Below are 10,327 nucleotides of genomic sequence, written 5' to 3'. Positions count from 1 at the left end.
CCTTGTCGTAGTCCGAGGTGGTCTCCTCGATCTGCTGCTTGATCTGGGCGACGCGGCCCTGGATCTCGGCCTTCTTGCCGGCGCCGTCGACGATGGTGGTGTTCTCCTTGGAGATCGACACCTTCTTAGCGCGGCCGAGCATGTTGAGGCCGACATTCTCGAGCTTGATGCCGAGGTCTTCCGAGATGACCTGGCCACCGGTCAGGATAGCGATGTCTTCGAGCATGGCCTTGCGGCGGTCGCCGAAGCCCGGAGCCTTGACGGCGGCGATCTTCAGGCCGCCGCGCAGCTTGTTGACGACCAGCGTGGCCAGAGCCTCGCCTTCGACGTCTTCCGAGATGATGAGCAGCGGCTTCGAGGTCTGAACGACCGCTTCCAGGACCGGCAGCATGGCCTGCAGGTTGGAGAGCTTCTTCTCGTGCAGCAGGATGTAGGCGTCTTCCAGATCGGCGACCATCTTGTCGGCGTTGGTGACGAAGTAGGGCGAGAGATAGCCGCGGTCGAACTGCATGCCTTCGACGACTTCCAGCTCGGTCTCGGCGGTCTTGGCTTCCTCGACGGTGATGACGCCTTCGTTGCCGACCTTCTGCATCGCTTCCGCGATCATCTTGCCGACCGACTCGTCGCCATTGGCCGAGATCGTGCCGACCTGGGCGACTTCTTCCGAAGTCTTGATCTTCTTGGCGGCCTTGCCGAGAGCGGTGACGACTTCGGTGACGGCGAGGTCGATGCCGCGCTTCAGGTCCATCGGGTTCATGCCGGCGGCAACGGCCTTGTTGCCTTCCTGGACGATCGCCTGGGCGAGAACGGTCGCGGTGGTCGTGCCGTCGCCGGCGATGTCGTTGGTCTTCGAGGCGACCTCGCGAACCATCTGCGCGCCCATGTTCTCGAACTTGTCTTCGAGCTCGATCTCTTTGGCGACGGTGACGCCGTCCTTGGTGATGCGCGGAGCGCCGAACGACTTGTCGATGACGACATTGCGGCCCTTCGGACCGAGGGTGACCTTCACCGCGTCGGCGAGGATGTTGACGCCGCGCAGCATGCGCTCACGGGCGTCGCGGGAGAATTTTACGTCTTTTGCAGCCATAGTAAGCTCCTGACAGGGACTCGGACAGAGCCCGAAAATTCAGTTGATAGAGAGAGGCCGATGATCAGCCGATGATGCCCATGATGTCGGATTCCTTCATGATCAGAAGGTCTTCGCCATTGAGCTTGACTTCGGTGCCCGACCACTTGCCGAACAGGATGCGGTCGCCGGCCTTGACGTCCAGCGGCACGAGCTTGCCGCTTTCGTCGCGGGCGCCGGAGCCGACGGCGATGATCTCGCCTTCCTGCGGCTTCTCCTTCGCCGTATCCGGGATGATGATCCCGCCGGCGGTCTTGGATTCGGATTCGACCCGGCGAACGACCACGCGGTCATGAAGCGGGCGGAACTTGGACTTTGCCATGTTGTCTTCCTCGAATGAGAACGGTGAGAACTGTTCCTCCATCCGGCGAGGCCGCCGGATATAAGTTAGCACTCACCTAAGGCGAGTGCTAACGTGGCGCTGAGATAGGCTGATGGCATGCGAGAGTCAAGGCGCGCGGGGAGGGGCAATGCCGCGAAATTTTCTAATGTTGCCGCCCTTTTGAAAATCCAGCCCGCTTGCTGAACGCGGCCTCGTACTGTCAATCCGGAACTCAGTTTCCGAGGCGCAAGCCGATCTGGCGCGTTTCAAAATCAAGCAGCAGGCTGTTCTTCTCGAAATATCGGATGCCGACGATGTTAAATGGAAGACCAGGAATGAACTCTACTTCAGGCTTGTAGGTGGTTTTGAAATTCCAATCCTCCTGACCATCGGCTTTTACCAGGACCTTTGTACCGGTGTTCAATGACGAGTACGGCATCGACGCCTCGGTGGAAACCTGGATCGTTGAGTTGCCGGTGTCATAAAGAGTTGGCCGACACGTCGGCTCGGATCCCCACGAGATACAGGCCTTGATCGTGGGGAAATCGTATCGCCAATCGGCATGTTTCCAGCTCTGCACCCTGAAGTCTTTTTTTACATCTTTCGGCACGCCGATATGGAGCGCTTCGACCTGCGGACAGTTGCCGTCATTGTTCGTGCAGGCCTTCCAATTGGTGCCTACCGGAGTGAGGTAGTAGCCCTTGCGCAAGCCGGATCCAAAGTTCACATAAGCGAGGGGGGACTTGACGATCCGGTCTGGTCCGTTTCCGCCAACAGGAGCGATACCGAAAATGCCCTTGGGCCAAAGCGGGCCCCCAACGACTTCTCCGGTATTACGTCTGATTTGTTTGTAGCGGATCAGGAATGGGATTGAGGTGATGGTGGAGACCGGGGCGTCCGGCGAACCAAAAGCCACACGAGCATAGGCAACATTGCCGTACTCATCATAAGTTCCATACTTCATGACCGCCTGTTCGGTGGTCACCATTATCCCGTCTATCTGCTGGTCTTTTGTGATCTTTATTCCTGTGTCCGAACAGATTTCGGCCGGCAGCACCGATTGGCACTCAATCGTCATTCCGCTCGATCCCGTATCGAACAGCAGAGGCTGGTTCACTGCGCGATCGCCGACCGAAACGATATTCACATAGAGCATGCGAATATTCCCCGGCTTCCATGGATATTCCACTTTGATCAGGGGAACAGTCGCGGGAGGTTCATCGGCTTTGGCTGGAGAAGGCGGACAGAGCAAAGCGAACACCAGCATTGGCAAAATTGCCGCAAGTATCCTCATTCTCGCACCCTTATATTCCGCCGATCGATTTCAGTCTGACTGAGAATGCATTACTGCATCGCGTTCTGCAACTTGCACGCGCAAGCCCGGGGAAACTTGCTTTGCAGCGTTTTTAACGTCGGGGCGAACGCAGCACCAGCAGCGGACACCGCTCGGCGAGCCCGTAGCTTCCGGTCGAGGCCAATCGGACGTCTTTGAAGAAGATCTCGGCTTCCTCGATCAAGACGGCCGCCGGCGCAAAACTATAGACGGCGGACGAGTTCTGGTAGACGTCTATGGTTCCGATGACCGGTAGTTCCCATCCGGTTCGGGCCGACAGCTCCTCGCGGTCGGGAAACACCCTTTCGAAGTGTTCGAGGATGGCTTTGACCGGGATCGTGTAATCCGGCGCGTCGCCGATCGCGGTCATGGCCACGCGCCATTTGAGCTCATGGAAAGTCGAGACGCCGCCGCTTAGTGCCAGAGCGCGGACATCCTTCGGGTCGTCCGGCGTTGCGGGAGAGGCGTAAAGCCTGATGCCGGCGCGGCCGTCGGACTTGAGCGCGCGCGCGATCGACGCAAATAGGGTGCGCCTGAGGCCGGCGGCGCCGATGACCGAGAGACATCCGTCGCCGATCAGCGCCTCGACGCTTGCATCGGCGAACGGCAGATCGAACCAGTCGCCCTGCACCGCCTTGCGCGTATCGGTGTCGCCCGGCCAGATGCCGGCAATCATGTCCGAAGACTCGTCGACCGCCGTCATCGTGGCGCCGAGCCCGGCGAGCTCGGGTGTCACGCCGAGCATCACGACATCCGACGGGGCAAGGCCGAGCTCGCGATCGTAGGTTTCGATAACCTCCGCCGGCGGCCGCAGGGGTGAGCCGAGCAACTGCCAATGTTTGCGAATTGCATTCCAATGCTCGGTCATGCAAACCCCAGCCCGGTAGCGCGTTGTATCCGATCGAATAGTGGACGACGCTTGATAGGCCAAGTGGGGAACAATGGCACGCATCGCCGTCATCACGCATGAGTTCGACCGCTTCCAAAGCCGGCGCGGGCTGCTATGGCGCCGGGACAGCCCGTACATGCTCTTCGATCTGCTGGAGGAACTGAAGAGGCGCGGCCATTCGGTGCAGGTCCTCAGCGGCACGTCGGCGAAGCCGGCCGCCGATATCGCGGTGCTGCATGTCGACGCGACGGTTACGTCGCCCGATTATGTCGAGTATGCCCGCGCCTTTCCCTTCTGCCTCAATCTCGGCGCCGCCGACATTTCCAAGCGCCGCATCAGCGGCGCCGTCGTCGGCAAGGACGACTGCTGGAAGGGACAGGTTATCGTCAAGAGCAGCCTCAACCATCGGGGAACGCCGGAACAGCAACTGAATCGGCGCTCGCGGCGCGCCGGCAAGCCGATGCCGTTTCCCGGCGTCGAATCTTTCGACCAATACCAGATCCATGCCTCGCTCGCCGACGTTCCGGCCGAGCTGTTCGGACGCGAGGATCTCATTGTGGAAAAATTCATTCCCGAGCCTGAGCCGGATGGCTTTGCCGCTCGTTTCTGGCTGTTCTGCGGCGAGCGCGAGCGCTGCACACGCCATGTCTCGCCGCAGAGCCTGGTCAAGGGCGACGACACGATCCGTCGCGAGGCGGTTCCCGTACCGGACGAGCTTCGCGCGCTAAGGCGCAAGCTCGGCTTCGACTACGGAAAGTTCGATTTCGTCATGCATGAGGGCAGGGCGGTGCTGCTCGATGCCAACAAAACGCCCGGACGCGCCCGCAATCTGTCGAGCTTCATCGCCGCCGGCAATGCCAATCTTGCCGACGGCTTCGAAGGGTTGATCCGCCAACACGCTTAGATATTCATGCCGCCCGAGACCTCGATGCGCTGGGCGTTGACCCAGCGATTGTCCTCCGACAGCAGCGAGGCGATCATCGGCCCGATATCGTCGGCGACGCCGGCGCGGCCGAGCGCCGTCATGCCAGCCACGACGCGGTTGATCTCGGCGTCGTCGCGCACATGGCCGCCGTTGAAGTCGGTGGCGATGGCGCCGGGCGCCACGGTGTTGGCGGTGATGCGGCGCTGGCTGAGCTCCTTGGCGAGGTAGCGCGTGAACACCTCGATGCCGCCCTTCATCATCGCATAGGCGGCCGAGCCCGGAACCGAGAAGCGCGCCAGCCCGCTCGACACGTTGACGATGCGGCCGCCATCGTTGATCAGCGGCAGCAGCGCCTGGGTTAGGAAGAACACGCCTTTGAGATGGATGTTCATCAGCGTGTCGAATTCCTCTTCCGTGGTCTCGGCGATCGGCTTGCGCAGGCCGGTCCCGGCATTGTTGACGAGATAATCGAAGCGGTCGCGCTGCCAGGTTCCCTGAAGCGTCTTTCTCAATGCAGCGGCGAAAGCCGGGAAGGTGGCAACGGCGCCGGCGTCGAGCTCGAGTGCCGCGGCGCGGCCGCCGGCGGCCTCGATCTCGGCGATCGCCGCCTTCGCCTCGTCGGCGCGCGAGCGGTAGGTGAGGATGACGTCGACGCCTTTGCGGGCGAGGTTGAGCGCGGTGTTGCGGCCGAGGCCGCGGCTGCCGCCGGTGATGAGGGCAATGGGGCGAGTGGTCATGGCAAATCTCCTTTTGGCGATGGAGATCCATATACTCGCGCGGATGACCGATATAATCTGGCTCGGACTGCCAACTCTATTCAGGATTTGCGAACAATCAGCGATGGACAGGTTCGACAGCATGCGGCTCTTCACCCGCGTCGTGGAACGGCGCAGCTTCACGGCGGCCGCCGCCGATCTCGGCTTGCCGCGCTCCAGCGCCACCGCCGCGATCAAGCAGTTGGAGGAGCGGTTGGGCGTGCAGTTGCTTCGCCGCACCACGCGCCACGTCACCACCACGCTCGACGGTGAAGCCTATTACCAGCGTTGCATCGGCATCCTCGCCGACATCGAGGATGCCGAGGGCGGCTTCGGCGCGCATGAGGTGCGCGGACGCCTCAGCGTCGACGTCAACGGCCACATGGCGCGCACTTTCCTGCTGCCGGAACTGCCGGCGCTGCTCGCCCGATATCCGGGCCTGACCGTGCATATCGGCGAAGGCGACCGCCTCGTCGACCTCGTGCGTGAAGGCGTCGATTGCGTCATCCGGGCCGGCACGCTTCCCGACAGCGACATGATCGTGCGGCGTCTCGGCATCGCGCGCGAAATCACCGTGGCCAGCCCCGCCTATCTCGAACGCCACGGCGTGCCGCGCACGCCGGACGACTTGGCTGGCCACATGATGATCGGCTTCGTGTCGTCGCGCACGAGGCAGGTGATGCCGCTGGAATTCACCGTCGACGGCAAGGTTCGCGAGATCGTCCTGCCGTCGCGGGTCACGGTCGCCAATTCGGACACGAGTGCTGCGCTGGTCCGGCTGGGTTTCGGGCTGTTCCAGGCGCCAAGGCTCCGATATGCGGACGACCTCGAGGCAGGGCGGCTGGTCGAAGTGCTTCCCGATTTTCCGCCGACGCCCACGCCGATCTCGGTGCTATATCCGCCGAGCCGGCAGTTGTCGCCACGGGTCAGGGTGTTTGTCGATTGGCTGGTGGAGATCCTGGGGCCGAAGCTGGATGCGGGGTAAGTTGGCAATCGCGGAGGGGATCGTATCCAGCGGTCGTCATCCTAGGGCGGAGCAAGGAGCGAAGCGACGCGCGCAGACCCTAGGATCCATGCCGTGACGCTAAGGCGTTGCAGCGATTGCAGAATTCTCCGCCGTTGCGCTCTATGACGGAGGTCGCGGCATGGATCCTCGGGTCAAGCCCGAGGATGACGACCGTTAGGGCATGCCTACAAAAACAGCCGCAACTGCGCGTGGATGATCGACCGGTAATCCTCGATCGTGCGCCGGCCTTCCGCCTCGTCCTGCGTCAGCGCCAGCCGCACGACGCCGCCGGCGAGCTGAAAGATCAGGAACACCACGCGCCCGAACGCCTCGCGCTGTTTAGGCTTCAGCATCGGCGCCACACGGTCGCAGAACATCTTCGCCTGATGCCGCGTCTCGGCGATGTCGAGATGCTGCAGCGCCTTGTCGGCCTGGATCGCGTTCTGCAGATCTTGGATCGCCGGATCCGCCGCGACACGGCCGTAGTAATCGTCGAGCAGGCGATCGGCTACAGCGGTCACGTCATCCGCTCCCCGGATATCGGCGATAATCGCGCCGAAGCGAGCCCGGCTCTCCTCCGAGAAACGCTCGTAGAGCATCGCCAGGATCGCCGACTTGCTTGGAAAATAATGATAGACCGTGGCGATCGGCCCGCCCGCCAGCGCGCCGACTTCCTTCATCGTGACCGCATCTATGCCCTTCTCGCCGATCAGCCGCATGGTCGTGGCGAGGATCGCGTCGATGCGCTCGCGGCTGCGCTCCTGCTTGGGCCTGCGCCTCGGTTCCGTCGCCGTTTGCCTTGCTTGCCTCATCTCGCGCGGGCAGTCGTTGATTCTCGGTTGACAGGAAACTGATCAAGTATCAGTTTCGTGAATACTGACAACTTGTCAGTTTTTTCACCGGGCTGCAAGGGAGGGCGCCTCGTGACTGCAACCGATGCCGCGCATGCGGAAAATGTCGACTGGCTGGTCGGCAATCCGACCGGCCTGCAACTCGCCGCGGCGCTCTGGATCGGCTCGGTCGGTCTGCTCATCCTGGGCTTGCAGCCGGTGCTGCTCGGCGCGCTCTACAGCGAAGGTCATGTCACCGGTGACGAGCTGGCACTGGTCGCCACCGCCGAGATGATCGCGATCGCCATCGGCTCGGCGATCGTGGCGATGCTCTTGCCGGCGCGCAACATGCGCTGGAAGAGCGCCGCGCTTTTGGTGCTGCTGGCGCTCGCCAATTTCTGGACCGCCTATACGATGAGCTCCAATGCGCTGATCGGCGCGCGCACCCTGGCAGGCCTCGCGGAGGGTGGCTTGGTCGCCGTGGCGACCGAATTGATCGCCCGCTCGCGCCGGGCCGAGCGCATCGGCGGCTATTTCGTCACGCTGCAGACCTTGGCGCAATGCGCGCTGGCGCTGCTGCTCGCGCTTTATGCCGTGCCTGCCGCGGGCTCGGTCGGCGGCTTTGTCGCGCTTGGCGTTGTCTGCCTGCTGTCGCTCGTCGTCGCGTGGATCGTGCCGGACGACTACGCCGACCTGCCGAAGGACGAGCATTTTGCCAATGTGCTCACCGTGCCGGCGATCACGGCGCTGCTGTCGATCTTCTGCTACTTCATGTGCTTCGGCGCCGTCTGGGCATTTCTGGAGCCGCTCGGCGCCGAGTTCGGCATAGACGGCCGCACCGTCGGCCTGATGGTCTCGGCAAGCCTCGCCGCGCAGGTCATGGGCGCCATGACCGCCACCGTCTTCGAAGCGCGCATCGACTACCGCTTCGCCATCACCGTCATCGGCGCGGTCGCGACGATCAGCTCGGTGTTGCTCGCTTCCGGCCCCGGGCTTTCGGTCTTCTGGTCGGTGGCGCTGGTGATGGGCTTCATCCTGCTCTTTATCGTGCCCTATCAGATCCGGCTGGCGATCACCGCCGACGAGACGCGCAATGCGGTACTGCTCGTGCCGGCGGCGCAGCTCTTCGGCCTCGCCATCGGCCCGGTCGCCGCCTCGCTGCTGATCGACGGCCAAAATTTCCGGCCGGTGCCGGAATTCGCCGCGGCAAGCGCGTTGGCCAGCGTGGCGCTGGTCGGCGTCTTCGTGTTGGTTGCCGGGCGCCGCGTTCGAGCCTGAGCGGGAGGTGACCATGGCAAACGCCTGGAGCAACTGGTCGGGTTTCGTGAACGCCGCGCCGAAGCTGATCGCCACGCCAGCCGATGTCGGCGAGCTGGCCGATCTGGTGCGTTCCGCGCCCGGTCCGCTGCGCGTCGCCGGCGCCGGCCATTCCTTCACGCCGCTGGTGCAGTCCGACGGCACCATCATCTCGCTGGCGAAGATCGAAGGGCTGGTTTCGCATGACGCCGCAGCCAATCGGGCACGCGTGAGGGCAGGCACAAGGCTTGGCGCGCTGATGCACATCCTGCAGGACATCGGCCAGGGCCTGCTCAATATGGGCGACATCGACAAGCAAGCGATCGGCGGCGCGCTGGGCACCGCGACGCATGGTTCCGGCCCGACGCTCGGCGCCTATCATACGCAGCTCGAGACGGTGCAGTTCGTCGACGGACAAGGCAAGCTGCGCGAATACAGCCGGGCGGGCGACCAGGATATGATCCATGCCACCGGCGTCGCGCTCGGCGCTTTCGGCGTGCTCACCGAAGTGACGATGAACAACATCCCGACCTACCGGCTGCGGCGCCGCAAATGGGTGTTGCCGATCGGCGATATGCTGCGCGACTTCGAAACGATGATGGCCGCCCACCGTTCGGCCGAGTTCTATTACATCCCGTTTTCCGGCTATGCGCAGTTCATCGCCAGCGATCTCAGCGACGCTCGGCCTTCGCCGCGGCCGACCGAGGATGACGAGGAGGGCCTGGCGACGTTGCGCAAGCTGCGCACCGTGCTGCGCCGGCTGCCGGCGCTCCGCCGGGCGCTGATCAAGGGTGCGGTCAAGAAGGTGCCGGCCGAGGATTATGTGCAGGACTGGCTCAACGTCTACGCCAGCGACCGTCGCACCAAATTCAACGAGATGGAGTATCACCTGCCTTACGAGGACGGTCCCAAGGCGCTGGCCGAGATCATCGCGCTGACCGAAAAGCACTTCCCGGAAGTCTATTTCCCGATGGAAGTGCGTTCGGTCGCCCCGGACGAATTCTGGCTCTCGCCCTTCCACCAGAGGCTGACCTGCTCGATCGCCATTCATCACGACGCGGCGAACGATCCGCTGCCCTTCATGCGCGCGGCCGAGCCGATCTTCCGCAAATATGGCGGGCGGCCGCATTGGGGGAAGATGCACAGCTTGACGGCGGCGGATTTCAAGAAGCTCTATCCGCGCTGGGATGACGCAATGGCGGTGCGCCGCGACATCGATCCTGAGAACCGCTTCGTGTCGCCCTATATGGCCGGCCTGTTCGGCATCCAACAATGAGCGCCTATTTCGCCGAGCTGTCGAAGGCGCTCAAGGCCGCCGAAATCTTCCGGCCCTGCCTGGTGCTCGACCGCGACCGGCTGGACGCCAACATCGCGCTGGTGAAGCAGAGGCTGGCGCCGGGTCTTGCCGTGCGCCTGGTCGACAAGTCGCTGCCTTGCCTGCCGCTGCTTTCGCATATCTCCAAGTCGCTCGAAACCGGCCGCTTCATGACCTTCCATCCGCCGGTGATGCAGGCGGTGCTCGACGCCTTTCCCGCGGGCGATCTCCTCTATGGCAAGCCGATGCCGGTAGGTGCGGCGAAAGCGGCGCTGGCTAGGGGCGACGCCGGCGGGTGGTCGCGCGTCTGCTGGCTGATCGACACGCCGGAGCGCCTGTCCGAATACGGTGCGCTCGCCGCCGCGTTCGGCACCGAACTGCGCTTCGCTTTCGAGGTCGATGTCGGTCTGCATCGCGGCGGCTTTTCCGGTCCTGCCGAGATCGGGGCGCTGACCATACCGAAGGGCCTGCGCTGCGAAGGCATCATGGCCTATGAGGCGCATGCGCCGGAAATTCCCGGGCTGTTCGGC

Annotated in this window: 11 protein-coding genes; 5 read left to right on the top strand and 6 right to left on the bottom strand. The window is 63.3% G+C overall.

Annotated elements, in window-relative coordinates; genetic code table 11:
- From groL to EOA32_RS26905, 4 genes are all read right to left on the bottom strand, one after another.
- Nucleotides 1-1,087 (bottom strand): chaperonin GroEL (gene groL / locus EOA32_RS26920; protein WP_128373328.1); only part of this gene is annotated, 1,087 nt, incomplete at its 3' end.
- Between the two features lie 64 nt (nt 1,088-1,151).
- On the bottom strand, nt 1,152-1,448 hold the full coding sequence (gene groES / locus EOA32_RS26915) for a co-chaperone GroES (protein ID WP_010915433.1): 297 nt from the start codon (nt 1,446-1,448) through the stop codon (nt 1,152-1,154).
- 232 nt (nt 1,449-1,680) lie between these two features.
- Nucleotides 1,681-2,742 (bottom strand): hypothetical protein, encoded by a 1,062-nt coding sequence (locus EOA32_RS26910; RefSeq protein ID WP_128373327.1) that lies wholly within the window; start codon nt 2,740-2,742, stop codon nt 1,681-1,683.
- 112 nt (nt 2,743-2,854) lie between these two features.
- Nucleotides 2,855-3,649 carry a methyltransferase domain-containing protein gene (locus tag EOA32_RS26905; RefSeq protein ID WP_128373326.1) on the bottom strand — a complete coding sequence of 265 codons (795 nt, stop codon included), beginning with the start codon at nt 3,647-3,649 and terminating at the stop codon, nt 2,855-2,857.
- Between the two features lie 73 nt (nt 3,650-3,722).
- On the opposite strand from EOA32_RS26905, the gene EOA32_RS26900 reads away from it, so the two are divergent.
- Nucleotides 3,723-4,574, top strand: a complete 852-nt coding sequence (locus EOA32_RS26900) for a hypothetical protein (RefSeq protein ID WP_128373325.1) — start codon at nt 3,723-3,725, stop codon at nt 4,572-4,574.
- Here the strand turns inward: EOA32_RS26900 and EOA32_RS26895 are convergent.
- The gene (locus EOA32_RS26895; RefSeq protein WP_095778351.1) at nt 4,571-5,332 is read right to left on the bottom strand and encodes an SDR family oxidoreductase; all 762 of its coding nucleotides are present in this window, start codon (nt 5,330-5,332) and stop codon (nt 4,571-4,573) included. The genes EOA32_RS26900 and EOA32_RS26895 overlap by 4 nt on opposite strands.
- 103 nt (nt 5,333-5,435) lie before the next feature.
- On the opposite strand from EOA32_RS26895, the gene EOA32_RS26890 reads away from it, so the two are divergent.
- The gene (locus EOA32_RS26890) at nt 5,436-6,335 is read left to right on the top strand and encodes a LysR family transcriptional regulator (RefSeq protein ID WP_128373324.1); all 900 of its coding nucleotides are present in this window, start codon (nt 5,436-5,438) and stop codon (nt 6,333-6,335) included.
- 206 nt (nt 6,336-6,541) lie between these two features.
- On the opposite strand, the gene EOA32_RS26885 is transcribed toward EOA32_RS26890, so the two are convergent.
- Nucleotides 6,542-7,168, bottom strand: coding sequence for a TetR/AcrR family transcriptional regulator (locus tag EOA32_RS26885; protein ID WP_128373323.1), 627 nt, complete (start codon nt 7,166-7,168; stop codon nt 6,542-6,544).
- Nucleotides 7,169-7,279: 111 nt separating this feature from the next.
- Between EOA32_RS26885 and EOA32_RS26880 the strand changes: the two genes are divergently transcribed.
- The 3 genes from EOA32_RS26880 to EOA32_RS26870 form a co-directional block, all read left to right on the top strand.
- On the top strand, nt 7,280-8,464 hold the full coding sequence (locus EOA32_RS26880; RefSeq protein ID WP_128373322.1) for an MFS transporter: 1,185 nt from the start codon (nt 7,280-7,282) through the stop codon (nt 8,462-8,464).
- A 13-nt stretch (nt 8,465-8,477) separates the two neighbouring features.
- Nucleotides 8,478-9,758, top strand: a complete 1,281-nt coding sequence (locus EOA32_RS26875; RefSeq protein WP_128373321.1) for a D-arabinono-1,4-lactone oxidase — start codon at nt 8,478-8,480, stop codon at nt 9,756-9,758.
- On the top strand, nt 9,755-10,327 hold a 573-nt coding region (locus EOA32_RS26870), incomplete at its 3' end, for an alanine racemase (RefSeq protein WP_189407398.1). The genes EOA32_RS26875 and EOA32_RS26870, both read left to right, overlap by 4 nt.

This window comes from Mesorhizobium sp. M1A.F.Ca.ET.072.01.1.1 (assembly GCF_004023325.1).
In the GTDB taxonomy this organism is placed as follows: domain Bacteria; phylum Pseudomonadota; class Alphaproteobacteria; order Rhizobiales; family Rhizobiaceae; genus Mesorhizobium.
The sequence above is the reverse complement of the archived record's forward strand: the minus strand, read 5'-3'. Positions and strand labels throughout refer to the sequence as shown.

Bases quoted from the DNA above. Each gene is read 5' to 3' on its own strand.
- groES (WP_010915433.1), bottom strand. From the start codon at position 1,448: ATGGCAAAGTCCAAGTTCCGCCCGCTTCATGACCGCGTGGTCGTTCGC.
- EOA32_RS26910 (WP_128373327.1), bottom strand. From the start codon at position 2,742: ATGAGGATACTTGCGGCAATTTTGCCAATGCTGGTGTTCGCTTTGCTC.
- EOA32_RS26905 (WP_128373326.1), bottom strand. From the start codon at position 3,649: ATGACCGAGCATTGGAATGCAATTCGCAAACATTGGCAGTTGCTCGGC.
- EOA32_RS26900 (WP_128373325.1), top strand. From the start codon at position 3,723: ATGGCACGCATCGCCGTCATCACGCATGAGTTCGACCGCTTCCAAAGC.
- EOA32_RS26895 (WP_095778351.1), bottom strand. From the start codon at position 5,332: ATGACCACTCGCCCCATTGCCCTCATCACCGGCGGCAGCCGCGGCCTC.
- EOA32_RS26890 (WP_128373324.1), top strand. From the start codon at position 5,436: ATGGACAGGTTCGACAGCATGCGGCTCTTCACCCGCGTCGTGGAACGG.
- EOA32_RS26885 (WP_128373323.1), bottom strand. From the start codon at position 7,168: ATGAGGCAAGCAAGGCAAACGGCGACGGAACCGAGGCGCAGGCCCAAG.
- EOA32_RS26875 (WP_128373321.1), top strand. From the start codon at position 8,478: ATGGCAAACGCCTGGAGCAACTGGTCGGGTTTCGTGAACGCCGCGCCG.